21 protein-coding genes are annotated in these 24,820 nt (G+C 47.4%); 12 read left to right on the top strand and 9 right to left on the bottom strand.

The genetic code is table 11. The annotated features are described in order from the left end of the window. Positions 1–521 precede the first annotated feature (521 nt). From G3M78_07815 to G3M78_07795, 5 genes are read right to left on the bottom strand one after another with little or no spacing between them, the layout of a single operon-like run. Positions 522–1,577: an alpha-ketoacid dehydrogenase subunit beta gene (locus G3M78_07815; protein ID QPJ65299.1), complete on the bottom strand. Its 1,056-nt coding sequence runs from the start codon at positions 1,575–1,577 to the stop codon at positions 522–524. Then, on the bottom strand, positions 1,574–2,518 hold the full coding sequence (locus G3M78_07810) for a thiamine pyrophosphate-dependent dehydrogenase E1 component subunit alpha (GenBank protein ID QPJ65298.1): 945 nt from the start codon (positions 2,516–2,518) through the stop codon (positions 1,574–1,576). The genes G3M78_07815 and G3M78_07810 overlap by 4 nt, the downstream gene beginning before the upstream one ends. Continuing rightward, positions 2,515–3,588 carry a radical SAM protein gene (locus G3M78_07805; protein QPJ65297.1) on the bottom strand — a complete coding sequence of 358 codons (1,074 nt, stop codon included), beginning with the start codon at positions 3,586–3,588 and terminating at the stop codon, positions 2,515–2,517. The genes G3M78_07810 and G3M78_07805 overlap by 4 nt, the downstream gene beginning before the upstream one ends. Before the next feature lie 21 nt (positions 3,589–3,609). Then, positions 3,610–4,062, bottom strand: a complete 453-nt coding sequence (locus tag G3M78_07800) for an NUDIX domain-containing protein (GenBank protein QPJ65296.1) — start codon at positions 4,060–4,062, stop codon at positions 3,610–3,612. Between the two features lie 5 nt (positions 4,063–4,067). Further along, positions 4,068–5,486: a radical SAM protein gene (locus tag G3M78_07795; GenBank protein QPJ65295.1), complete on the bottom strand. Its 1,419-nt coding sequence runs from the start codon at positions 5,484–5,486 to the stop codon at positions 4,068–4,070. A gap of 846 nt (positions 5,487–6,332) precedes the next feature. Between G3M78_07795 and G3M78_07790 the strand changes: the two genes are divergently transcribed. The 8 genes from G3M78_07790 (at position 6,333) to G3M78_07755 (ending at position 12,611) form a co-directional block, all read left to right on the top strand. Then, positions 6,333–7,310 carry a hypothetical protein gene (locus G3M78_07790; protein ID QPJ65294.1) on the top strand — a complete coding sequence of 326 codons (978 nt, stop codon included), beginning with the start codon at positions 6,333–6,335 and terminating at the stop codon, positions 7,308–7,310. A gap of 33 nt (positions 7,311–7,343) precedes the next feature. Further along, positions 7,344–7,817 carry an adenylyltransferase/cytidyltransferase family protein gene (locus G3M78_07785; protein ID QPJ65293.1) on the top strand — a complete coding sequence of 158 codons (474 nt, stop codon included), beginning with the start codon at positions 7,344–7,346 and terminating at the stop codon, positions 7,815–7,817. Positions 7,818–7,850: 33 nt separating this feature from the next. After that, a complete protein-coding gene (locus G3M78_07780) occupies positions 7,851–9,377 on the top strand; it encodes an adenylyltransferase/cytidyltransferase family protein (protein QPJ65292.1) in 1,527 nt (508 codons plus the stop codon). Between the two features lie 11 nt (positions 9,378–9,388). Further along, positions 9,389–9,973, top strand: a complete 585-nt coding sequence (locus G3M78_07775; protein QPJ65291.1) for an SIS domain-containing protein — start codon at positions 9,389–9,391, stop codon at positions 9,971–9,973. Positions 9,974–10,022: 49 nt separating this feature from the next. Further along, the gene (locus tag G3M78_07770; protein ID QPJ65290.1) at positions 10,023–10,811 is read left to right on the top strand and encodes a glycosyltransferase family 2 protein; all 789 of its coding nucleotides are present in this window, start codon (positions 10,023–10,025) and stop codon (positions 10,809–10,811) included. An 18-nt stretch (positions 10,812–10,829) separates the two neighbouring features. Continuing rightward, complete coding sequence (locus tag G3M78_07765; GenBank protein QPJ65289.1) at positions 10,830–11,633, top strand: class I SAM-dependent methyltransferase; 804 nt, start codon at positions 10,830–10,832, stop codon at positions 11,631–11,633. A 15-nt stretch (positions 11,634–11,648) separates the two neighbouring features. Next, a complete protein-coding gene (locus tag G3M78_07760; GenBank protein QPJ65288.1) occupies positions 11,649–11,951 on the top strand; it encodes a Rieske (2Fe-2S) protein in 303 nt (100 codons plus the stop codon). Positions 11,952–12,035: 84 nt separating this feature from the next. Then, entirely contained in the window at positions 12,036–12,611 is a 576-nt protein-coding gene (locus G3M78_07755) for a hypothetical protein (protein QPJ65287.1), read from the top strand. 12 nt (positions 12,612–12,623) lie between these two features. Here the strand turns inward: G3M78_07755 and G3M78_07750 are convergent, their stop codons facing one another. The 4 genes from G3M78_07750 to G3M78_07735 all read right to left on the bottom strand — a co-directional run bounded on the left by G3M78_07750 (position 12,624) and on the right by G3M78_07735 (position 17,368). Continuing rightward, the gene (locus tag G3M78_07750; protein QPJ65286.1) at positions 12,624–14,510 is read right to left on the bottom strand and encodes a GMC family oxidoreductase; all 1,887 of its coding nucleotides are present in this window, start codon (positions 14,508–14,510) and stop codon (positions 12,624–12,626) included. 68 nt (positions 14,511–14,578) lie between these two features. Then, positions 14,579–16,048, bottom strand: coding sequence for an NAD(P)-binding protein (locus tag G3M78_07745; GenBank protein ID QPJ65285.1), 1,470 nt, complete (start codon positions 16,046–16,048; stop codon positions 14,579–14,581). A 77-nt stretch (positions 16,049–16,125) separates the two neighbouring features. Then, a complete protein-coding gene (locus G3M78_07740; protein ID QPJ65284.1) occupies positions 16,126–16,863 on the bottom strand; it encodes an SDR family NAD(P)-dependent oxidoreductase in 738 nt (245 codons plus the stop codon). A 229-nt stretch (positions 16,864–17,092) separates the two neighbouring features. After that, positions 17,093–17,368 carry a hypothetical protein gene (locus tag G3M78_07735; GenBank protein ID QPJ65283.1) on the bottom strand — a complete coding sequence of 92 codons (276 nt, stop codon included), beginning with the start codon at positions 17,366–17,368 and terminating at the stop codon, positions 17,093–17,095. An 85-nt stretch (positions 17,369–17,453) separates the two neighbouring features. Here G3M78_07735 and G3M78_07730 point away from each other — a divergent pair, with 85 nt between their 5' ends. The 4 genes from G3M78_07730 to G3M78_07715 all read left to right on the top strand — a co-directional run bounded on the left by G3M78_07730 (position 17,454) and on the right by G3M78_07715 (position 24,814). Continuing rightward, the gene (locus tag G3M78_07730) at positions 17,454–18,773 is read left to right on the top strand and encodes a hypothetical protein (protein QPJ65282.1); all 1,320 of its coding nucleotides are present in this window, start codon (positions 17,454–17,456) and stop codon (positions 18,771–18,773) included. Positions 18,774–18,854: 81 nt separating this feature from the next. Next, on the top strand, positions 18,855–20,150 hold the full coding sequence (locus tag G3M78_07725) for an acyltransferase (GenBank protein QPJ65281.1): 1,296 nt from the start codon (positions 18,855–18,857) through the stop codon (positions 20,148–20,150). A gap of 345 nt (positions 20,151–20,495) precedes the next feature. After that, positions 20,496–23,687: a PQQ-like beta-propeller repeat protein gene (locus G3M78_07720; protein ID QPJ65280.1), complete on the top strand. Its 3,192-nt coding sequence runs from the start codon at positions 20,496–20,498 to the stop codon at positions 23,685–23,687. 344 nt (positions 23,688–24,031) lie between these two features. Continuing rightward, entirely contained in the window at positions 24,032–24,814 is a 783-nt protein-coding gene (locus G3M78_07715) for a class I SAM-dependent methyltransferase (GenBank protein ID QPJ65279.1), read from the top strand. The last annotated feature ends 6 nt before the right edge of the window (positions 24,815–24,820 follow it).

Here is a 24,820-nt window from a genome sequence, read left to right as displayed (position 1 = left end):
AGGCCACGCATATCTGAGGGGATATTAGCGCTTATGACTAGAAAAAAAGATTGAGAAAACCATGAAAAGAAATCAAACTCCACATATTTCACATTGGCGTCGGCTTGAGGATTCCAAACATAAAGAGAATCCACAATCCGACCGCTGGGCGAGTCGGCGCGGACTTCCAAAAGCAACGGCGAGGCTTGAAACTTAGGAAGGAGAATTTCTGTCTCACAGTATAAAAATCTAAAAAAAGAGTTCTCAGGAGCAGGAAGCTTGACTACACTTTTTGATTCACCTGCCTTGAACAAGTGAATGTCCATCTGGACAGAGGGAATGATCGCTCTTACAAAAGACTGGGAATATATAAAATAAAGAAGCGCGGCGACAACGAAAAACCCAAGCGCCAGGCATGACAGTCCCTTTACTGAAAATTCGCGGGACGCGTTATTTTCCGGAAGGACTTCCATGTATGTTTTTCAGCTATTATTTTTCAGTACAACCAAGCAGAGCATTCAGATCGGGTAACATTGGCGCCCTTAGAATGGCCCTGTGAATTTCGCATGTTCGGGTGAACTTTCACGCGCAATATAATCTGATGCATTATGATGGGGATGTGTCAGGCTTTGGACGGCCTTCACGATGTCGTCCACGCCGGGGTAAAATTCTTTTTCCAGATTTGAAGCGCAGGGAGTGTTTTGATCCGGCAGACCTATTCTCGCAATCGGAGCCTCCAATTCGCGCAGACAACTTTCATAAATACGCGTTGCGATCTCCGCCGAGGCTCCAAAACTCTTCCAACTGGTATCGGCGATTACCACCCGACCGGTTTTACGAACAGACTCCAGAATCAAGTCCATATCAAGCGGCGCCACGCATCTCGGGTCAATCACTTCGACAGAAATGTTTTCAGCCTCGAGTAAGGTCGCGGCTTTCAGCGCTTCGGCGACCATATACGAAAATGCAACGAGGGTGACATCCTTGCCTGAGCGTTTGACGTCGCCTTTTCCCAGAGGGATGGTGTAAGCCTCTTCAGGAACTGGCTCCTCAATTTCATAGAGCAGTCGATGTTCAATACAAATCACCGTTTCATTATCTTGCAGGCTTGCGAGGAGAAGTCCTTTAGCATCGTATGCCGTTGACGGCAAAATGACCTTCAGCCCGGGAATATGAGCGAAGAGCGACTGTAAACTTTGCGAATGTTGCGCCGCCTGCCCCCAACCCCTGCCCACTATCGCCCGGATCAGCATAGGGCAATCCAGCTTGCCTCCGCTCATGAAATTCCATTTCGCCGCATGGTTGATGATCTGATCCATCGCCAGTAACAGAAAATCATTCCGCGCATGCACGATCACGGGACGACGACCCATGATGGCGGCGCCGACTCCAATGCCTGCGATGGCGTTTTCTGAAAGCGGCGCGTCGATCACCCGCTCTTTCCCAAATGCTTCATAAGCGGCGCGAGTGGTTCCGAAAATCCCGCCCTCGTCGTCCACGCCGCAACCCATGACAAATATGTTTTCGTCGCCCTGCATGGCTTGAAGCAACGCTTCGTTGAGCGCTTCGCGATATTTGAGAATTCGTGTTTCCGTCATGCTATCCACTCGGCGGGAGCCCCTGCCTTGGCGATCTCAAAGGCCTCTTGAATTTGTAATTGCGTTGACCGACGCATCGTTTCCCGCTCCGACTCCGACAATAAATTCTTTTCGTCACAATACGCCTCAAAACGTTTGATGGGGCAAGCGTCTTTCCATTGGTCCCACTCCTCCTGCGTTCTCAGCCCAGAGGAACAGTCCTGTTGAGGCCCCACATGTCCCATGATGCGATAGGTTCGGGCCTCGATGAGAACTGGCCCCTTCCCGCTCGCCGCATGTTCTCTAGCCCGCTTTGCAGTCGCATAGACTGAGGCCAGATCGTTTCCGTCTACCTGATACCCCGGAATCCCAAATACCTGGCCGTGTTGAAAAATGTTATTCGCAGGACGACGAGCCAGCAAAGGGGAAGACGTCGCCACGGCATTGTTCTCGCAAACGAAAATAACGGGTAGTTTTTTCAGAGCGGCAAAATTCAGGCTTTCATGAAACACCCCTTCCTCGCAGGCGCCGTCGCCAAAATAAGGAACCGCAATATGAGGCTGGTTGAACATTTTAAACGACAAAGCCGCGCCCACCGCCAGGGGAATGCTTCCGCCAACAATCGCAGACGAACCCATCATGCCGACGCCTTCATCGATCAGATGCATGGAACCGCCCAAACCTTTGGCGCAACCTTCTTTCTTTCCATAGAGTTCGGCGATCATGCGATTCAGGTCGCCATTTTTAGCCAGATAGTGGCTATGGCACCGATGCGTGCTAAAGACCACGTCCTGATCGCTCAAGCACAGAGACACGCCAGCCGCGACCGCCTCTTGCCCTATCGACAGATGAACCGGGCACTTCATTTCCTGTTGTTTGTATTCTTCAGCTATCGCTTCTTCAGTCAAACGGATTATGATGAGACGCGAATAGGCGTCCGCCGCAGTCTTAGGATCCATCATATGAAATTGACATGGGAGGGAGGATTTTTGAGGTCCCACAGATAACGATTGACTGCATCCATGCGACAGTTCTTGCGGCATTCCGAAATGTTCAATTCATTTTTGACGAATTCCAGATTCTTCAAACGTCGTTCGCCTTCCCAGATTTCTTCAAAAGAGTTCTCGTTGATGTCGCCATAACAAAAGCGCTCGTCCAACAGATAGGCGCTACAACCGTAGACCGTTCCATCGGCCATGATGTAAGCCCAGAAATTCGGCGTCGAATAGCATTTCTTATAATAATGTTCGTTTTCGTCCAGCTTCTTAACGGTGTTTTCCCGGAAGACGACCGAAAAATTCTCTCCATTGACCGATTCCAGCTCATCCTTGAAATCAAGACTCTTTTGATAATCGATATTCTCGTAAGTTCGGGTGATGCTTTTTTTATGTTGGGAATAGGGCTTGATGACCAGATAATCGCATCCGATCGACTTCATCCGCTTCGCAAGATCGACCGCTTCATGCTCGTTTTCAGGGAGTAAAACCATTTGCGTGCCAATGACGCAGTCCAGGTTTTTTCGATTGCGAATGGCCACGGCTTTTTCCAGATTGGACACGACCTTGTCAAAATCCTCTTTCTTTGTCTGATGGATTTGAGCATAAGTCTCCGCAGAACCCGCGTTGATGCTGGTCTTGATCCAGGTGATTCCCGGCAACGCCTTCTCCGCCCATTTTTCAGTCAAAGGAACCGCGTTGGTGGTGATGGAAACGTCAATCCCCGAATCTTTCGTGTGCAGAATAATTTCAGGCAGGTCCTTGTGCAGTAGCGGCTCGCCTTCCCCGGCGTACATCACGCTTCGAATCCCCAGTCGACCCATCTCAGTGATTCGGCTCTTGAGAACCTCCGCCTCCAGAAACACCACCTTGTAACCGATATAATCCACCGCGCAAAAGGAACAGCGATGATTACAAGCCCCGGCAGGAGCGATCTCCACATAAATCGGATAGACCGTTTTCTCTTCCAACCAGTCGTTCAAGCGATCCACATGATAATTGATCTTGTGATGGTCTATTTTAAAGGGGTCGCCCATGGATGATTGGAATCTTAGAAATCACGAAGCGTCGCGTTGACGTTCGAGATATTTGTTGAAAATTTTCAAACTGACCGGATGCAGATTCAAGGTCGGAATAATTTCTGGCGCAAAGAGGCGCGCCTCTTGCCCCTCATAACATCGCACTTGATCTTCCGGGGTTTTCAGTTTGGCCATGAAGGCGTGATAGGTTCCTTTAACGCTTGCCTCGGACTCGGAAAAGCTGTCCAACAATTCGAGGCGCTCAACCTCAATACCGAACTCCTCCTGCAATTCCCTTAAAATGGCCTGCCGGGGAACCTCCCCCGCTTCCATATGCCCGCCGGGAGAGCAGGTCCAGCGACCGGGAAATTGAATGCCGGGAATATCGTCGCGCAACTGACAGAGAATTTTTCCGTCTGTGCCAACCACCACGGCGCCGACAAACTCCTGCACAAAACCGGACGACGGCTCGACTGAAGTTTCAGAATCCACTGGCTCTAGATAAAGTTGACATGCTCAGGGACGTTTTTCAGATCCCACAAAAATTTATTCACATAATCCTGCCGACAACCAATAGCGCAGTCCTTATGCACGTCGACCGATGCGACAACATCGTTATGCACTTCCCAGTAACGGTCGCCCATCACGATGTCGAAGAAAGAATCTTTATGCAGGTCGCCAATATAAAAACGTTCTTTGTTGAAAAATGGGCCGCAGGGGTAAATTTTCCCATTGCCGGAAATCTGCAACAGGAAAGGCGTTCCGTGGCACACGTCGTACTTGCGATAACCGTTTTTATAGAGATCAGACTCGCCCGCGGCGAGGATTTTATTCCATTTGACCTGAACGACATAGTCCTTGTTGGACAAGGCCTCGGCCTCTTTCAGCATGTCCTGTATGCCCATGTAACTGCTGTAGTCGACGCCGATCTCCTTATACTCCGAATCCGAACAGTGCTTGATGACAAAATAGTCCACGCCCAGCTCGGCTCCCAGTTCCGCTTCTTTCAAAACCTGATCGTAACATTCAGGAATCAGCACCATCTGCAAACCCAGCGTACACTTGTAGCCGTTTTCTTTTTTGATGCGCACCAGCTCCTTGATCTTTTCAATGAGCAAATCAAAACTTTCAGGCCGGGACTGATGAACTTCCTTGAAACCCTGCGCGTCCCCGGCGGACAGATTAAAGCGAATCCAGGTCATGTTCTTCAACAAATCATGCGCTCGGTCCATTTCAAGCAAAAGTCCGTTGGTCGCCATCGACGTGTCCACCCCGACCTCCGCCGCAAGCACCGTCGCGTCGTAAACGGTAGGATTCAGGGTCGGCTCCCCATCGCCTATAAAGCCGATGGAACGCACGCCCAACTTGCCGCAATCTTCCACATAATTTAAAAGAGCGTCGCGACCGATCATGGCCCCCTTCGTCATATTCTGCACAACAGCATAACAATAGATACAGGCGGTATTACAAAATTTGGTCAGTCCCATGTCTATATGAATCGGGGCAAATTTTTCGCCGTTTTGCCAGGCCTGTATCCGGTCCAGATGATGCATCATTTTATGACCATCGAACCGGAAACGCTCCGCCTTGTTCCTGTGGCTGGGGCCGGTGAACATGTTCGGCGTCGTGTCTTCACTCTTTTCAGGCTCCGCCTCAGCGCTCGTGCGAACCACGCCAACCTGGTCGTCAAACTCAACGAATTCCAGTTTCTGGTCCTTTAAGGGCTTGATCTCCTTTGGATCAACCGGCTGTTCAATTTTTCGAAGCTCATTTTCAGCCAGGACCTTGCGATCGACAATGGTATTCGAGGTCCTTAATTTATGCCCGGGAGAGCTGGCCAGAGGCGCATCTTTGGGAATATTATTGGTAATTACTTCTTTACCGAAACGATTAGTGTTCTTTGGGGTGTCAGTCATTGATTGTTGGCGCCCTTAGAAAGGATGTGGGAATAGAGTATTGAAAGCAGTATGCGTCGATCAAGAATAGCAACGCGAGTCTCTTTTATTCTGCGGCTTCAGTTCATCGGCATGAAACCCATTCGATCCCTGTGAAGCATCGGCAGATTCACCGCCAAGGACTACAAATAAAGCCATACAACTTATTTTCGGCAAATTTTCAATTTAGTAAAGTGTCTGCGACAATAAACAGCAAGAGCCGTTGAATTCTCGCGATACCAACAAACAAATCTGCCTCGGCGGCAAAACACCGTATCGCCATGCATCGCGGTCAGAGAAGAACCCTTAGGGGCGATATGTCAAATACAGTATCCCATATTTTCAGCTTTCAAAAAAGCATTGAATGCAATAGAAACAATGCCAAAGCAAAGTTTCACGCCACAACCCGCCTTGAATTCTCATCTAGGTCCCGCAAATACAAGTTGATTCAAAACAGCAAGAAATCCATTCAAGCAAACCTACGGCGCCCGTATTCAGACCCCCGACTCAGCGTTCCCCATCACACTGGAAAAATCGTATCGGGCCTGCCAATCCCAAAATCAACTTTTCGTTCACAAAACAATCAGAATGTTTTAAGATTAAAAAGCAGAAAAGAAGACTGTACAAAGTCCGTGTGAGCGAGTTTTTCAATCTTTCCAAGTATAACAATCCGATGCAATCGGGCATAAATGGACTACGCTCCCGTGCGCCACGTCGCATCAACACGGCGAACCGACCGCCTTTTTAAAATTCCACATCGTCAACCGGGAAATCAGTTTTTTATTTTCCTGAATAATCAATATCGATCCCAAACCCTGTTCATCGTTCATGCCCTCACCACGATTTGACCGATCAGCCCTTCATATCCAGCCGCTTGAAAAACGTCGGCATGATTTAGGATTGGAATCCATCCTTCCGCTGAAGGAGTTGAACGCCGATTCAGTGCATCCCAAACTGCAACAGATCGCCAAACGCATGGTTCGAGCGCGAATAGAAGGACGCGCCAATGTCATAATGATCGGCGCGCATGTCATTCGCTCCGGCGTGCAAAATTATCTCATCGACCTGATGAAACGGGGCTATCTAAATTGCCTTGCGATGAATGGGGCGGGCATCATCCATGATTACGAGTTTGCAAGCATCGGCGCCACCACCGAGAGCGTCGCGCGTTATATCAAAACTGGGGAGTTTGGGCTTTGGCGGGAAACCGGCGTATTGAACGACATCATCAATACAGCCTACCGAAAGGATGATTCCATCGGCATGGGCGAAGCGGTCGGGCAAAACATACTGGATGAAAAACTACCCCATGCGGAAACCAGCCTGTTCGCCTGGGCTTGCAAGCTCCAAATACCGGCGACTGTGCATGTGGGCATCGGTTACGACATCATCCACGAACACCCCAATTGCAACGGAGCCGCCACCGGCGCCTTGTCCTATAATGATTTTCTGAAGTTTGCCGCCGTGATCCAAAATCTCGAAGGCGGTGCGGTCATGAACTTTGGCAGTAGCGTCATGGCCCCCGAAGTCTACCTGAAAGCCCTGAGCATGGCCCGCAACGTCGCCAGCCAAAATGGCGCTGTCATAAAGAATTTCGCCACTCTGGTTTGCGACCTGCACGACCTGCCGGAAAACTTCGATCGGGAACCCTCGCGGGAAGACCCGGCTTATTTCTTCAGGCCCTGGAAAACCATGCTCGTACGAACGGTATCGGACGGCGGGGAAAGTTTTTATGTCAAAGGCCGGCACGCCGATACCATTCCGGCTTTATGGACCGCCATCAACCACGCGGAAACGAATCGCTAGACCGTCCGCATCAAAAGACCATCTGGAGCTTGAATGAAAATTCTCGAATTGCAAACGCTCGCGGAAAGGCTTGAACCGCTCCAAAATCAGGGCAAGCGGATCGTCCTGTGTCACGGCTGTTTCGACCTCATGCATCCGGGCCACATCAAGTATTTTCAATCCGCAAAAACAATGGGCGACATCCTCGTCGTCACCGTAACGCCGGATGGATTTGTCGACAAAGGCCCCGGACGCCCCGTATTCAACCAGCGCCTGCGCATGGATTCAATCGCCGCCCTGGAATGCGTTGACTACGTTGCCCTGAACCAGTGGGCCACCGCAGAGGAAACGATACGCCTGCTCAAACCCGCAATCTATGTCAAAGGTCAGGAATTCGAAAAACTCGAAGATAAAACTGGAAAAATCCAGAAAGAAGCGGAAGTATTAAAGGAAATTGGCGCTGAAATCCGGTTCACCCATGAGATTGTATTTTCCTCCACCAAACTTCTGAATGAGCATTTCAAGTAATCGGAGCTTTCATCCGAAAAGAATCATTGAACTATGGAAACTAACAAAAAAATTTGGGCGCTGGGCGAACTGATTCCAGAAATTGAACGCCTCCGAAAAGACGGTAAAACCATCGTCCAGAGTCACGGCGTTTTCGACCTCATTCACCCCGGCATCATCCAGCACCTGAACTCTGCCAGAACGCAGGGGGACATACTGGTCGTCACCGTGATCAAGGACAAAGACGTCAGAAGAGGCCCCGGACGCCCCGTTTTCCCGGAATCCATGCGCGCCCTGAATGTCGCCTCCCTGACCCAGGTCGATTATGTCTGCGTGGTTGACGACGAAAAACCTTTTGACGCGGTGCAACTCCTGCAACCCGATATTTTTGCCAAAGGCCAGGCCCATAAAGAGCGCGACCAGACTATTCATCAGAAAATATTTGAAGCCGAGAAAGAGCTCTACCTCGGGCAAAGCAAAATCTTTGAAACCCTGGGCCAATCCTTCAGCGCCTCAAAAATCATCAACCAGTTCTTGGACATATATCCCGAAGACACCCGGCGGTTTATCGAGCGGTTCAAGACAAAATATTCGTTTCAGGACATCGTCGACAATCTGAATTCCCTGCAACCTCTCAAAGTCATGCTACTGGGCGACGGAATCATCGACGAATACCACTATTGCGAACCGCTGGGCAAAGCGGGCAAAGCGAATCTGGTGGTTAACAAATACCTCGACCATGAAGTGTTCGCCGGAGGAGCCTTTGCCATCGCCAATCACCTCGCCGGCATTTGCGACGAGGTGCATCTGGTTTGTCTGTTGGGCGAATCCGATTCCCGGGAAGATTTTGTCCGTCAGAACCTGAAGCCTCAGATCTCTCCAAAATTCTTTTTTCGCGACGATGCGCCGACCATCGTAAAAAAACGATACGTCCACTCCTATCTCAATCAAAAACTCTTCGAAATAAATTTCATCAATGATTCCGCTATCAACGGAGCCTTGGAAAAAAATATCACAGACCACATCTCGGCTGTGATCGCCGACTACGATTTAGTGATGGTTTCAGATTTTGGTCACGGGTTTATCAATAATAAAATCTATGAAACGGTCAAGCAAAGCGGCAAGCTATTGGGAATAAACACGCAGACAAATGCGGCCAATGCAGGATATAATCTGATAACGAAATACGGCGGCCCCGATTTCGTTTGTCTGGATGAACCAGAAATACGACTGGCCGCTCAGCAAAAATACAAAGCCATCGAGGGAATTGCAAAACAGATTCGCCAGGAAATCGACGCTTCATTCCTGATCACAACGCTGGGGAAAAAAGGTTCAATTGGAATCGATAGCAATAATGAGGTCAACCGCACCCCTATTTTTTCTACAAAGGTGATCGACACCATAGGCGCCGGAGACGCGTTTTTCTCCTTCACCGCTCCCTGTTTCGCAAAGGGTATGCCTCTCGACTTCGTATCGTTCATTGGAAACGCCGTCGGGGCGCTTGCGGTTCAAATCGTTGGAAATAAAAAACCCGTGGAAAAACATGAGCTTCTCGAATTCATCCATTCCCTACTCTCTTGAACAGCGTATCCATGAAACACTATATTGAAAGTTATTTCCAAGGCCTCCAAAACACTCTGCGCTCCCTGCAAGCGTCCGACTCTGCAGGCGAGCCCATCGAGTTCATCAGCGCCGTTGAAACCGTCGCACAGCATGTCATCAAACAATCCGACGCGGGCCATAAAATAATTTTTATCGGCAATGGAGCGAGCGCCGCAATCGCCAGCCACATGTCCACCGATTACTGGAAAAACGGCGGCGTACGAGCGCAGGCGTTCAACGACAGCTCCCTGCTGACCTGCATCAGTAACGATTATGGCTACAAACATGTTTTTGAAAAACCCATCGAAATGTTTTCCGATCCTGGCGATATTCTGTTTGCGATCAGCAGTTCGGGAAAATCCGAAAATATTTTGAGAGGGGTCGAGGCCGCGCGCTTAAAAAACTGTCAGGTGATTACATTTTCAGGTTTCAAGGATGATAATCCCTTGAGAGCGATGGGAGACATTAATTTTTACGCGCCGTCACCGGAATATGGGCCGGTAGAAATTCTCCATCTTTCAATTTGCCACTGCATCATCGATACGATCATCACATCCAGAAAGGCCTGCTCTTGAAAGTAATGACAGCACAGCTAGAGACCTTAACCTTTTCGAAAGCCTAACGATGGCCTTTTCCACTCCGTCTCTGAGCGTCGTGATGCCCGCCTTGAATGAAGAGGCCAATATCATGCGCGCCGTCAAAAACACTCTGGAAGCGTTTGACGACTATGAAGTGGATGGGGAAATCATTGTTATCAACGACGGAAGCACAGACCGCACAAAGGAAATCGTAGAATCTTTGATCATCGATAATACCGACCGGGTTCGCCTCATCAGCCACGATTCCCCTCAAGGAATCGGCGCATCTTTCTGGGATGGCGTCGATCACGCGCAAAAAGAAATTGTGACCATGTTCCCCGGAGACAACGAGAACGACCCCTGGGAGATTCTTCGATACCTCAAACTTCTCGAACATGTCGATATCGTCATCCCCTTCGTTTTCAACAAACAGGTCCGCTCGCTGGCGAGGAACGCGCTGTCGCTGATTTACCGGTTCATCATCAACACCACCTTCATGGTTTATTTTAATTACACCAATGGCACCGTCCTTTATAGAAAATCTATTCTTGTGGACCTGGACTATCGAAGCTCCAGCTTTTTCTTTCAGACGGATATTTTGATTCGAACGGTGAAGCAGGGAATTTTATTCGCCGAGGTGCCCTATCGTCTTGGTCTAAGAAAAACCGGCGTGTCTAAAGCTGTTACCTTTCCATCGTTCATGCATGTAGCTAAAGGCTACCTGCGTCTGGTGAAAGATCTGTATACTTCCAGCGACAGAGACCTGTCCACCCACCCTTATCCTGAAAGTTCTTCTACTGCGAAACGTCATGACCAGCAAAGCAAATTTCGTTAACCGCATGCGCTCCCTGAAATGACCTATTCACTGACCGATCTGATTCGCAAACGAATTTCCAAACTCAGACTCAAGGAAACGGCGGTCCTGAAAGATTTAAACGATTTTTCTACGCGGGAAATTCATCGAACGATCATTCAAAGCAAACCATTTTTAAAAAAAATTTACGAAGACTACTATCTCGAATTTGCAAACGTCTCTATGCAATGCCCAGGCAAAGGCATTATTTTGGAACTGGGTTCAGGCTCCGGCTTTCTTAAAGAGACCATTCCATCGGCGCTGACTTCTGAAATCAGTTTCACCCCCACGGTCGATCTGGCGTTGGACGCCACCCAACTGCCATTCCGCGACGAATCGATCCGGTCCGTTTTATTGTTAGGCGTATTGCACCACATCAAGACGCCAATCCTGTTTTTCGAGGAACTCGAACGCTGTTTGGAAAAACATGGCCGCGTCTTCATGGTCGAGCCACACAACACGCCCTGGTCCCGTTATCTTTTGAAAAATTTTCACCATGAACTGTTTGATACGCAAGCCGGCTGGACAACTCAAGGCGACGGTCATTTGTCAGACGCAAATCAGGCCCTGCCCTGGATTATTTTTTATAGAGATCGAAAACGCTTCGAAAAAGATTTTCCCGGATTAAAAATCCGTCGGCTGAAAGCGCAGGCGCCTCTAAGGTATGTCCTTTCTGGAGGTCTGTCGCTAAAAACGCTGGTTCCAGACAAATGTTATAATCTGATCAAAGCCGTTGAATGGGTGTTGCAACCCTTGGGAAGATTATGCGGTTATTCCATGATCATCGAATTAGAAAAAATCTGATGCGCCAGAATTCATATGAAACAAGCTAGATTCATCGTCCCTCTGAATGGGAGAAACATAGGCGCAGAGCCTGAATACTTATGGCTCAACGATAAAATTGAGGTCATCGTGTGGAAAGACCCTGAGTTGCATGTCGTGTCTTCCATTTGTCCGCATATGGGGGCGCAGTTATGTTTGAATCATAATCAAGAAATTCTTCATTGCCCCTGGCATGGACTGCAATTCGATACCACTCGTTTTAAAAGCGATCATCATCAATTCAAATCGCTGTCCACCTTTGAGGCGGCTTTGGTCGATGGAGAATTGCATGTATTCTAAAACCCAGAGTATTAAACATGGATGGAATCACAATCTATTTCGGGAACTTCCAGCGAAGCGCTCGGCTTTCAGAGAATTTGAATCGTGCCCATAATTCATACGACTGTTAAAACTTATTCCAGGGCTTCCGTTGAAACTTGCTGGGAAGTGTCCTTTGACCTTGAGCATGTCGGCTACCTGCACCCCAACACCAATAAATCCTTCACGCTCCTGCATGTCGAAAAAGAAGAAGATTCTCCGCATTTTTACGATTTTCTCGTTTACGAGTCCGTCCGCCGAGTGTTCTTTTTTTTAACGCTGAAAACTTTTGGATTTCGCAAGGTGATTGCAGAAAATGTAATCCACCAGGTCGAGTGCATTCCTTTTCTTCACTCTACGGTCGCGACCAACTGCATTCTCAATCCATCCGACGATCCTGATTACAAATGCGAACTTGTAAATGAGATTGTCATGGACGCGCCCCCGATCCTGTATCTTTTCAAGAATCTCATCCAGAAGGTATTGAAGCGTCACCAGGCGGTTCAGAACAAAGAAGATGAAGCGATGCGAGATCGCATGGAACTGCTGAGAAAAAAAGAGATTCACCTGCCCTATCGCATATTCAACCGATCTGCCTTCGACAAACTATGCGGCCAGTTTAAAGAAACGCCGCGCAAGTAGGACGACCGTCTTTTAAGAACGATCGCTGATAATATTATGCGCGCAATGCCGCGCCAGCGTCATGATCGCCAACTGCGGGTTGACGCCTAAATTGGTCGGGAAAACGCTTCCATCCGCAACATACAGATTGCGCTTCCCATGCAAACGGAAATCAGGCCCCACCACGCTAAGCGCAGGGTCCGAGCCCATACGGCAGGTTCCAAACAAATGCCCCACCCCCATGAAATAATTTTTAGGGTCGAGCGAGGCCGCAAGGACCTGATCGGCCTCTCCTGGGTTTTTAAATTCAGACGCGATTCCAGCAATGCCTGGAAATACCCTGACCGCCCCCAACTGAAACAATAATTTACAAAGTTGCCACACTGCATAGCGCAAGTTTTCCATATCCTGGCGACTTGGACTGAACTCGATGGACGCGCGACCGAACAGCCCCGGACTCACGCTTCCCTCCGCGCTGGAACGAACGCTTCCCGTCCAACTCGAAACCCGGTCGCACTGTCGCATCAATTCCGCTAAATCTTGCCCCATGACGGGCGAGCGAGCGAGTAGTAGCTCAGGGGGAAGCAATTGGGTCGCCAGCTTGACGTCGCGATTGTCCGGAGGGAAAATTTCGATTCCCTGCGGCGGCCCTTCCACTGATCGGGCGGAAACATTGAGAATGCCAACCGTACCCACTCCAAGGTGGCTTTGAAAATGCCGTCCCACATGAGGCCCGCCCAATCCACTCCGCTTCAAAATCAACGGCGTTTGAATTGTCCCCCCTGCCAGAATCACGGCTTTTCTGGCCCTGTAGGAGCTGACACCCCCTTCCGCATTTTCAGTCGTCACCCCAGTCGCCACAGACCCATCCATCATCAAACGGAGCGCTTTACGACCGGTTGCAATCCGCGCTCCCGATCGCAAGGCTTGTGGAATGAATGAATTTTCCATCGACAGCTTGCCTCCAGAGGGACAACCCTGAAGGCAACGTCCGCTATGCTGGCACCCCGGCGCATTACGCAACATTGCGTTATAATCCCAACCCATCGCTTTCAAAACAGAAACCACCGCTAGATCGTCAAGCAGACCCTCCAAATTCGCGCCGATCCCCAATTCTTTTTCAATCGCATCGGCATGACGCTCCAGTTGTTCAAAAGGCAACCGTTCCGCGATGCCCGCATCACTGCGCCATTCTGCATGAACAGACTCCGGCAGTCGATGAATGATCGCCCCGTTGATGACCGTCGACCCACCCACGCAACGTCCTTCAAGCACCGGGAAAATGGATGGTCCCCTGGCCGCTTGAACGCCAAAATCCCGAAACATGCGCGCGATCGCCCCATACAAATCTTCGCTGAAATCCGGACGGCGAAACCAGGAGCCTTCCTCCAGAATCAAGACATCCTTATTATTCTCCGCCAGTTCCTTCGCAATCGTTGCGCCTGCGGCGCCTGACCCAATGATGACATAATCCGCCTCCTGCAACTGATTCTGATCGGCTTGAGTTTGCCCTGATTCGAACGTCGGCGGGGGCGGCGGATTGAAGGGGGGAGAGGGAGGGAGAATTTTTCTAACTTCAGGATCTCTTAAAATTGCGACGAATGCGTTTCCCCTCAGAGCATAAACCAGAAGCCTGAAAAAATAGATGCGCGAACCCATGAGCGCGAGGATCATCCGCTCCTGATCTTCAGTCGAAAGGAATGCAAACAAATTGATTTTTTTTATTATTAAAATCGGCAGGAAGTTGAAAACCACCGCCATTCCCGTATGCGCCAAAGCGGCGTACCAGGGAGCGTCCTTCCAAACATCTTCCAGATAACGTTCGGCCCCATTAACGCTCGCCCCCTGAAAGGGAAGGAAGGGAGGATAAACGCTTCTTCCCAACCATCTCAAGAAACGCTTGAAGAATCGTCGCATCATATCGTGAAGGAAGGAATTAATAATCCTGGGCGCTGAAGATGAGAGGAATTATCGGCGCTGGCTGAAACTCAACCGACGATGGGGCGCCCTCTCGTTTTGTGCAAGGTCAACAAATAATCCAGCTTGCTGCTTTCGCCGCACAACATGGCTCCAATGGCAAGGCCCTGATCCATCGCATAATCGCTGTTGTCGTACTCGCCGATGCCAAATCTTCCTGAAAGGATCAGGTTGGGAATACTTTTTAAAATATGAGTGATCTCATGAAAACTTTTCCGGGTCTCAAGATCGGGAACCACATAAGCGTACTCGACCCGCCCTACATAGGCATCGGTGATTTTCCAGCTCTTGATATAGCGTAGCTTTGCCATATCCTTTTTCACCCGATCAATGATCTCTTGATCAGACTTTTCAAAAAGAGGATCGCCCTGGAGAACCGTGATATCTGCGACAACAACCGACTTCCCTTCCTCGACCGTTTCGCGGCTGTACTGATTTTGTTCGAAGAGACGATTGAAAATAAAATCATCCTCGGGGTAGATATGCGTACGAAACGGGAGCGTCTCCGGCTGATCAAATTCAAACGCTACCAGGAGCATCGACTTAAACCTCAAGCGACTCGCCAATTCTTTCAAGCGATCAATCGGCTCGAAACCTTCGAGTATCTGAATCAAGCCTGTGACAGGAATGGTTGACACGACATTCAAATTGTCTCCTTCAATCGCCTGATCGCCGTCCGGTCCGGAAAATTCAACCCGGACAATTTTATTGTCCTGAACAACCACGCGAGTCGCTTTCGTGTTGTAGGCAATGTGGTTGCCTTCCTGTTCGAAGCGATGGGCGATATTCAGCCACAACTGCTCGAAGCCTTTCCGGGGATAATAAAATGCCGCCGGGTTTAATTCCTGCTTTGGGATCAATATTTTCTTGATGACTTCAAATGGGTGAATCGACGCAAAGCGCTGTGTGACAAAACTGGGGTCGATATCGCGCGGTTCAATCCACACCTTTTTCGCCATTGGGTAGATGATTTTATTATAGAACTGATTTCCAAACTTCCGAATCATGATGCTTTCAAAAGTCGCTGTATCAAAGCGGCGTGTGATCCACACAAGATGCCCCCAGATATAACTCAATCCAAATGAAACGAGATGGTAGACGCATTCAGGAGACAACCAGTCGATAACCCTTGGAGGAAATTGGAATAGTCTCCCGCTGTACTGAACGCCATGCAGACTCATTTTCAACAAGCAATCGGGACCTAATAAATCTTCGGCAAGAACGCGCACATTATCCAGGATTGTGGAAAGACGATGAGGACCATAATCCACAATATGGTTCTTCCAGTAAAAACTACCCGCCAAGCCGCCGGGGCGACTCTTTGCTTCCAGAATCAGAGCGTTGTGACTCGCGCTTCTCAGCGCAACGCCAAGGCCCACGCTCAATCCAGTGGGACCGGCGCCAAGAATAATATCAGTGGAATCTTCTATTTTTTTTGACAAGGCTCGTATCGAGTCGATGGAAGTGTAAGGAAAGAACACGCGTCACGGCGTCAAACCGCGTAACGCCTTCCAAATATTACCACGAAACGCGGCTCTTCGAAATAACTTAACTGTATTCAGAGCTTTCGTTTGAGACCGGGGTGAAGTCGAATCAAGGCGTTCATCACACAGGGAGCCACGGATTGCAACCATCCAAGAAACCGCGGAACCGGGGAAAGGCGCAAACAGTCAGCGCCTTGTTGCACTGCATTATAAATCTTGAGAGCCACTTCTTCCGGAGGTCGCGCTTGCATGCCCCGGGGCAATTTAAAACTGCCATGCAGTCGAGTTTTTTCATTCAATCCCGTCGCCATCGCTCCCGGCCAAACCTGTAAAATTTGAGTGTGATGGAACGCTGACTCCAAACCGGCAATATTCAAATAATCTCGCAGAGCGCGTTTACTCAAAGCATAGGGGGCCAATCCGGGGATCAGAAAATCCGCCGCGCCGGAGTGAATGAATACAAATCGGGGACAGCCCAGCTCTGATGCCTGCAAGGCTTCAAGCAAACGTACCGGAGTTAGAAAATTAACCTCAAAAGATCGACGCAAAGCGCCTGACTCTATCTCATCCAGATAACCCGCTTCGGACAAGGCCGCCGCATAGATGAACAAATCCGGTCTCGTATTTTCGAGAAGGAGAACTGATACCAGGCTTTCAACCGCTTTTGGACTTGAAAAGTCACAGGAATCCCGACTGATTTCAGTGACCCTCCAGCCCTTGTCAGAGTAAATCTGCTTAAGAGACTGGCCCAGGCCGCCGGACGCGCCCGCCAGGATTAACAAAGGGTTTGTGGAGGGTTCCTCTGCCTTCATAGTTCAGAAAATTCAGGGTCAAGAAACATGACAGGTTCCCCAATTGAAAAAAATTCTATATTGAGCTAAAGAATCAAGCCCAGTTAATTTTAGTAAAAAAACGGACAAAAAAATTAAATTCGTCGCTAGTTTATACTGGCTCCATTCGTCTCTAAAAACATGGAGAACTTCCCTCGCAAGGGACTATTTAAAGCGTTAAAATATAACCATCAATCTGAACAATTTGACATCAATGCTCGAAGCCCCAGTTCAATTTTAATCCATACCAGATTGGCTTTACAGCATAGTTTTTCCTGTATAAACATACCACCTGCACTGGACAAGCTAACTCCAGACATAGTAAAATTTCTTTCAACAGGGTCGTTCCACCATCCCTTTCCTCAGATTCGCATTCAGGTGATGCGTATTGATAATGATATTTCTCATCCTTCATCTTCAACGACAATTCACCAAACGATTCCCCAACTGCTTCTGTTATTCCGCCAGGGAGTAAAGTTATTTTCAAGCAACCAAGCCTCAAGCAAATAGAAATCATTGACCCGATTGCGAAGCTTCAATTTCAGGAAGGAAAATTAAAAGCGCTTCTGATCTTGCTCGTCCTGGCCCCGATAGAGCTGTTTTTCTTCATCATTTACCAGAAATCTGTCGGCATCCCTTTTTCTTCAGACTGGGAAATACTGCCCTTTGTCATGAGCCTGGAAGGGACCGAGCAAATTCATGACAAACTCGCTCTTTTTATCCCTCCATCTTCCGAGCATCATTTAACCCCGGCTAAACTAGTTTTTTCAGTAGCAAAGATTTTCAACCCTATGCTTAACATAAAAACTGCGCTTTTGTTAAGCAACAGCTTACTGTTAGGCTTGTTTATTTTGTTCGTGATGCTCATACCGCGAAAGCATGAGGGGCTCATTCTCCCAGCGACCATAGCCTGGATATTGTTCCAAATGCAACATTGGGCGCTTATGAGCCATAGCGCTGAAGCCGCCCAGTATTTCAGCATTATAGTTTTCGCAGGCTGGGCCTTTTATTTTGTCAATCACCACTTGTCTCTGGCAATCACTGGAAGCTTTTTTTTCGGCGGTTTGTCTATGCTTGGCTCCAATACAGGCATTCTCGTAATGATCGTATTGGGAATTCATTTCTTACAACATCACAAGCGTATCCTTGCAGTAACTCTGTGTTCCGGCGCTGCCTTCCTTATAATATTATCCATCCTCTATTTTGGAGCGCCCGATATCGTTTCGAGCGTAGGCGATATCCTTCGTCACCCCGTCAGTTATTTATATCATTTTTTTTCTTTCATAGGCGCGACGCTTTCAATTGATAATGCTTATTTCGGCTGGTTTGCGCCATGGGGTGGGTTGACGGCGATCATTTATTTCATAATTCTAACCCGCAATAAATTCTACCTTACAAACCCTGCCATTTATTACTTCATGCTTTTCATAATTCTTGTCGCCTGCTCGGAAGCCTCTTTGCTTGTTAGCGACAATTCAACTCACGCTCTTGACTCGAAGTATAGAATTTTCTCCACCAGCTTCCTCATCCTCATTGTTTTAACAATCGCCGTTAAACTTTCCTCTGAGGATATCAGCGCGAAAACTCGTTTCTCCTGCTACACTCTATTTGTTGCAGTCTTGTTAAATTTAGCCTCGTATTACAGCAATATTACGAATATTGAACTCCGCTCAAAACAACTGACATCAGCGATGCAAACTGTAATCATGGAGGACGCCCCAGTAAAAACCGGGCGCCAGGAAGACCCCCAAAAGTCCCAAATCCTGCAGTTAGCATTGAACAAGTACTTCTATAAATTACCTTGCCGAGACATCTTTTCGAAAAGTGATTTTAAAAGCCTAATGTTAAGCCCAACCACGAAGCCCGGTCACTATTGCAGGGAAGCTCATTGATTACAGCCAGTCGCATCTACTTAATATAGGAAGCCATTAGTGGGAATTCTCCGACTCATATTAGCCTTATCTGTTTGCATCGTGCACACCTCCAACGGAATTGGAGACTATGCGCTGGTCAACTCCAACTCCTCTGTAATGATGTTTTTTACAATCTCGGGATTTTATATGGGATTGGTGTTTGAGGATTACAAAGACTCCCCTAAAAATTTCTATGCGAATCGATACCTGCGCCTGTTTCCCACATTTATTTTTGTCATTGTATTGCACCTGGTCTGCAAAAAATATTACGACCTCGAATCCCTTAGCGCCATGGCGCTTGTTTTTTTTATTTGGAGTTTTATTTTTTACCTGATCATATTCACATTATCCGAGCATTTTGGAACGCCTGTTCAATATAAGCCTCTCAACAGGCTAAACAATTTATTGCGAAGAATGTTTCAAAAACTTGGCCGATTGATCACAAAAAACAACAATACCCGGGAGATTTATTTCCCAATAAATATAACCCTGATTTCCGCAGTCTTTATCGCCTTCCTCTACTTTCTCTATGGCTCATTAATACAACGCAACTATACGCCCTATGATCCGTGGCAAAATTTTATTGGATACCTAAGCGTAATTCCAAACATATCAATTTTCGGAGCCGATCTACTTTATTCATTTGTTAATTTATCCTGGTTTACGGAAAATTATCTGATCATTGTCCCTGCATGGTCTTTAGGGATTGAACTTCAGTACTACCTTTTGACACCCTTAGTCCATCGACTTAAAACATGGATGATCCTGTGCCTGATAGGAGCGGGTCTGGGCTGGCGGTACTGGCTGAAATCAGAATATTATGAAACAGAGATGGGGAATTATGGTCTTTTCCAGATGTATTCTGTTTTCCCAGGAGTCATGGTCTTTTTCTTGATGGGACATCTTGCCTATATTATTTATTCAAGAGTTAAAGACAACCCGGCGTGGACCACCTTTGGAATGGTGTTATGGCCTCATGCATTGTTGTTATTCATCTACGATGTTTATTGGGGAAAGGAGAACAGTCAAGTTTGGATTCATCAACAGGGGGCAGATGGACTGATCATTTGGATAATATATATTTCTGTAATGTTGCTGATTCCTTTCCTGTTTTTGCTGACGCGCCGGTCTAAAATAGACCATTTCCTTGGCAATTTATCCTACCCACTTTATATTTCTCATACATTTATTATAGAAATGACGCGGAATTATTTAGGCGAACATATATTCATTCTTGAACCTGAAATTAGTTTTTCCATTGTAGTGGGATGCCTGATTTTTTCAGTCTTCCTGGCTTTATCTATTGAAAAAATAGTAGAACCCGTCCGGGATCGCGTTAGAGGATTTGAACGTTAACCCCTCCCAACACCGTCAATCTTGCGAGGCAATTCAATCTGTGCACTGCCGATGTCTTCTCGTTTTCTATCAAAACCGTATCAGTTCGCCCTACGAGCCAATCCCATCGACTCATCACACAGGGAACACGTAAGCAATTCGCAGAGGGTTCTTGATTTTTTGACACCTCTTTAATTAAAAGGGTACATTATTATCCGTGGCCTTTATGCAAGCTATGGCATTCAGGAAAAGCCCTCGATACCCTGAAAACATGTATTTGAACCCTCAGCCCTTCATCTAAAGCGCTGTAACTAATTTGGTCGGCTATCCATGTCACTCGACCCACCTCAAGAATCAGCAAAGGTCATGCCTGGAAAAATTTCTATAATCGCGCAAGTCGTCCGATGGTTTGCGCTATTACTTTTTATCCTGCTACCTGTAACGATTCTGTTAGTTATTTATTTTCGCCCTGTCTACGAACCCATTAATCCAACCACCGTCGCAAATTATAAAATTTTTAAATTTGCGGACAAGAAAAAGCTCGTCAAACTTCCTTTCCCGGTATTTTCCAACTTACGTTTTCTTTACAGCCAGATCAGGATGGAATTACCGCCTCACCAGTCCACCCCAATAAAAATTGAAATCAGAGGAGACGGCCCATCGGGCCCTGTATTGGCTGAACGCCTTGTCTGGAACCCGAACCCTGAACCCCAGAATGAAACCACCACTCTCGACTTTTTCTCATGGCAACATCGCAGCTTCTTTCTGACGATCTCTGGCAATAATGTAGAGGAGCTTTCATCGCTGAAGTTCTATTTCATCATTGGAGACCGCATTTCGGACCTGTTTCGCCCTGATGACCCCTGGGAAACATTTGGCCTCGGCAAATTGCATTTAATGGTTTTTATTGCTCTTTGCAGTTTCTACCTTCTGTTCGGCCCAACCTGCCTCATGGCAAGAGTTTGTGAAATACGTGGCTGGTCGCCTAGCGAATCGAAACGAGACGCCATCTCATTGACCCTGTTCTGGACGATCCTTGCTTCGAGCGTGTTTCTTGCATACTCCATTTTAGTCGACATCTACCTTCCTGAATTTTCCTTCTGCAACGGACATTGGACCACAGCTGTATTGCATGTCACTCGATCCAAAGATATTCCTCACATTCCATTTTTCAATTATGCGCCGGGTCAAGCCATGTTCTACTCGACTATTTTCTGGCTGGCCGCAAAAGCGGGTTTTCCACCGGGAGATGTGATCCATGACGAAGTCTCGCACCGGGTGGTTCAATTCATAATCGCGACGATTGCAAATATAGCTCTCTACTTTTTTTCAGTTCGTTTCTGGAAAAAAAATAAACTTCCCGGCGCTCGCCTGTTTCCCTTACTGATCTTTGCGATGTTGTCGCTTTGGCCAGAAATGATCGTCTCCTATTTATCGTCCGGCGTTCATACAGGCGTTCAGGCGGGCTTATTCCCTGCAATATTCATTGCCTTTTTGATTGTCTCTCACAGATTGAGCGAATCGCCAGACTGGAAATTCATTCTCCTGTTTGGAATGATCGGCGGGCTTGCAATTCTCTGGAGAAACGAATTAGCGATTCTTCCATTTATTTTGATCGCTTTGATTCTGATTGCAAGAGGAGATCGAAAGGGATCATTCAAAATAGGAAGCGCTCTGATTGTCTGCACAATACTGCTACCTCTTGCAATTATGTTTTACAACAAGAATGAATATAACAAATTTGCTCTGCATGACAGCGGTCAGTTTTCTATCGTCCCCATCAATAATATAGGCTACGGCTACAACGATAATTCAAAGGGGATAATCTTCTGGGACTGTCAAACGGCTCGATTGGGTCATTATATGAACAAGGATTTGAACCCCACCGATTCCGGAAATGCAAAGTATCAGCAACAGTATTATTTCAAACATCTTTTATCGACCCCTTCAGATTTACTGATCTCATGGAGCCGAAGGATCCCTCAACATATATTTGGCGTCGTCAGCAAGGCAATGCCCGCGTGCGACAACGTGGCGCAAAGATTTGATAAATGGTTTAAGCCCGTCGGCGGTCATTTCATATGGCTGTTACTTGGAGCCAATTTATTCTTCATGCCCTTTGCAATTGCGTCTTTTGGTCGGTTGACCTTATTTGCTCTCCTGCCCGCTGTATTTGGACTGGGAATCGTCGGATTTGCTGGAAGCGGTATCGGTTATTTCCCTTATATTTTCTTGACCTTCATATTAGCGCTCGTCATGGGAATGGCTGGGGTTTGGAAACAACTTTCCCGATTTTATGATTACCTGCTGACCGGGAAAACCCTCTCAGTAGATAATGAGGCCGCAGTCAATCATCGAAAGCTTTCCCTTGCAAATGGAGCCGTCGTCATACTAGCGGCGATTCTGTACGTCTGTATTATTTTAGGAATGAATGGATACGATCCCATCGCCTTCAACCACATGAGCCCCAGCCAGATCAACGAGCAAGACCGCATGCAACGGATTTATAATGGCAACAAACATATGGACACATTACAAATCCGCTGGTTTCATCCGGCCCCCTATGTCACCTATCCCTTTGACGACGGCCATCTTCTGCCCTACAAGGACAAAGCTATTTTTGACCAGGCAGGCGATCTTGTGATTATCGATCCGGCCACCGGCCATATCAGTTCCAAACGACCCTTCCCTCACAGTACAGGGTGCATCGAGGGATTTTTCACCATTCATAACGGGAAATTATTCATCGCTGAATACGGGAACAAGGGCGAACAAGTATTGCGAGTCGTCGACATTGAAACCGGAAACACATTACACCAGGCTCCAACCAATTATTATATTTACTCCAACATAGAGGCCGATGAGCATTCCATTTATTTCAACGCTCCTACAAAGGGAACCTATCATATCGTCAAGCATTCCTACACTTCTTCAGCCGGCAAAAAATCTGGATCCGCTGATGGCTCCTGGTTGCTGGAGGAACTACCTGCGCTGAGCAACTTGGCGCTGTCAAACGATACGATCTTTTCCGGGACTCTGAAAGATGGGAAATTCATTGCTATCGATAAAAAAACCGGCAACATCCGTTGGGAATTTCAGGGGCGAGGGAATTCACATGCAACCCCTGTGGTTCTCGAGGATTCTGTGATTTATTCAGACAAAACAGGAATGATTTATCAGCTTGATATCCAGACAGGAAAATTACTCAAGCAAGTAGACGCTGACATGGAAGTGTTCAAGGGCATTGAGTATAAGGATGGCATTGTCTACCTTGGCTCCTGGTCCGGCTCTTTCGTAGCCGCGAATTTACAAGAGGAGAAAATCATTTGGCGAACTCAAGGGCGAGGAGCCGTTATGTCCACGCCGCTCTCCCACCAGAAAGCCATCTACGTGGGCGCAGGAACATGGCTGATGAAAATTGACCCCGTCGACGGGCGCGTGTTATGGGAGATCAATCTTGGAATGTTCATCAACGATACTCCCTTGATCCTAGATCAAATGATTCTTATTCGAGGATATTACGGAGTCTATGGAGTTGAAGAATTACGGACTGGATGATTGCCACATGGCCTTCTGATCCAGATTAAATTCTGCCAAGAATACACGGTCGTAGTGAGGACAGCCACCATAGGCCGGGACATTTAGGCTGGCGCAAATGAGTAACGCGTGATAATCTTTGTTCGCATTACCTGCTCCGAATTGAAATATCCTGATTCGCTCTGACTCTAAATATCCAATATGTATCAATCCTTCCATTCACTCGATTAGCCAAAATGTCTAATGATCGTGGAGCTTGCTTTTTATGCTCATCAGATAGTTTTGAAATTGCAGTTCAAAACATTCTCGACTGGGAATACAACAACCCGGGAAAATTTTCTTTCACGCGATGCAATGCATGCGGTTTGCTGACAATAGACCCTTTCCCGAATTTAGATGATATCAAGAAATATTATCCCGACGATTACCATGGCTTCACATCCCATCATTATTTCTTAATCAAGAAATTAAAGGCCTGGTATTGGAAATACAAAGTCATCCGCTATTCCCAATTCATCACAAACGGCGAAAAAATTTTAGAGGTTGGTTGCGGCAAAGGGGATTTGCTTGGAGAATTCAGAAACAGAGGGTTCAAACAGATATTTGGATTGGATTTTAATGCAGTCGCTGTTCAAAGCGCCCGCGCAAACGGCTTTGAAGTTCATCATGGATTGCTAGATACGGAGACCTACCCACAAAGAAATTTCAACCTGATTATCATTGAAAATCTCATAGAGCATGTGCTCGATCCACTCTCCTTCCTTCAATCCTGTCACGAATTATTAGACAAAGGAGGGCTAATCGTCGGTGAGACGCCAAACATCAATTCATGGGACTGTAAACTATTTGGCAAGTATTGGGGAGGCTACAGCGCACCCATGCACCTGTATCTTTTAAACGAGGAAAACATTAAGCAACTGGCAGAAAAATCTGGATTCAAAATACGTCAGATTAAAAACACGTTACAACCTGTTCACTGGGCGCTTTCGATCCAGCACTATATTCAACACAACCTGTTCAAGGCCCGCTTGAACAACGGCAGAAGCGCTTATTTCTCTCTACTCCTCTTGTTTTTCATACCCATCAGCATGTTTCAATCTATTGTCTCTAATTCGTCTACCGTACAATTTGTTTTAGAGAAAAAATAGCGTATC

This window comes from Candidatus Nitrohelix vancouverensis (assembly GCA_015698305.1).
GTDB lineage: Bacteria > Nitrospinota > Nitrospinia > Nitrospinales > VA-1 > Nitrohelix > Nitrohelix vancouverensis.
This window is presented reverse-complemented; position numbering and strand designations above follow the sequence as displayed.

Excerpts from the sequence above, each read along its gene's own strand:
- G3M78_07795 (QPJ65295.1), bottom strand. The coding sequence starts at position 5,486 with ATGACTGACACCCCAAAGAACACTAATCGTTTCGGTAAAGAAGTAATT.
- G3M78_07815 (QPJ65299.1), bottom strand. The coding sequence starts at position 1,577 with ATGACGGAAACACGAATTCTCAAATATCGCGAAGCGCTCAACGAAGCG.
- G3M78_07760 (QPJ65288.1), top strand. The coding sequence starts at position 11,649 with ATGAAACAAGCTAGATTCATCGTCCCTCTGAATGGGAGAAACATAGGC.
- G3M78_07790 (QPJ65294.1), top strand. The coding sequence starts at position 6,333 with ATGCCCTCACCACGATTTGACCGATCAGCCCTTCATATCCAGCCGCTT.
- G3M78_07785 (QPJ65293.1), top strand. The coding sequence starts at position 7,344 with ATGAAAATTCTCGAATTGCAAACGCTCGCGGAAAGGCTTGAACCGCTC.
- G3M78_07780 (QPJ65292.1), top strand. The coding sequence starts at position 7,851 with ATGGAAACTAACAAAAAAATTTGGGCGCTGGGCGAACTGATTCCAGAA.
- G3M78_07740 (QPJ65284.1), bottom strand. The coding sequence starts at position 16,863 with ATGAAGGCAGAGGAACCCTCCACAAACCCTTTGTTAATCCTGGCGGGC.
- G3M78_07775 (QPJ65291.1), top strand. The coding sequence starts at position 9,389 with ATGAAACACTATATTGAAAGTTATTTCCAAGGCCTCCAAAACACTCTG.
- G3M78_07810 (QPJ65298.1), bottom strand. The coding sequence starts at position 2,518 with ATGATGGATCCTAAGACTGCGGCGGACGCCTATTCGCGTCTCATCATA.
- G3M78_07765 (QPJ65289.1), top strand. The coding sequence starts at position 10,830 with ATGACCTATTCACTGACCGATCTGATTCGCAAACGAATTTCCAAACTC.
- G3M78_07720 (QPJ65280.1), top strand. The coding sequence starts at position 20,496 with ATGCCTGGAAAAATTTCTATAATCGCGCAAGTCGTCCGATGGTTTGCG.
- G3M78_07805 (QPJ65297.1), bottom strand. The coding sequence starts at position 3,588 with ATGGGCGACCCCTTTAAAATAGACCATCACAAGATCAATTATCATGTG.
- G3M78_07770 (QPJ65290.1), top strand. The coding sequence starts at position 10,023 with ATGGCCTTTTCCACTCCGTCTCTGAGCGTCGTGATGCCCGCCTTGAAT.
- G3M78_07750 (QPJ65286.1), bottom strand. The coding sequence starts at position 14,510 with ATGATGCGACGATTCTTCAAGCGTTTCTTGAGATGGTTGGGAAGAAGC.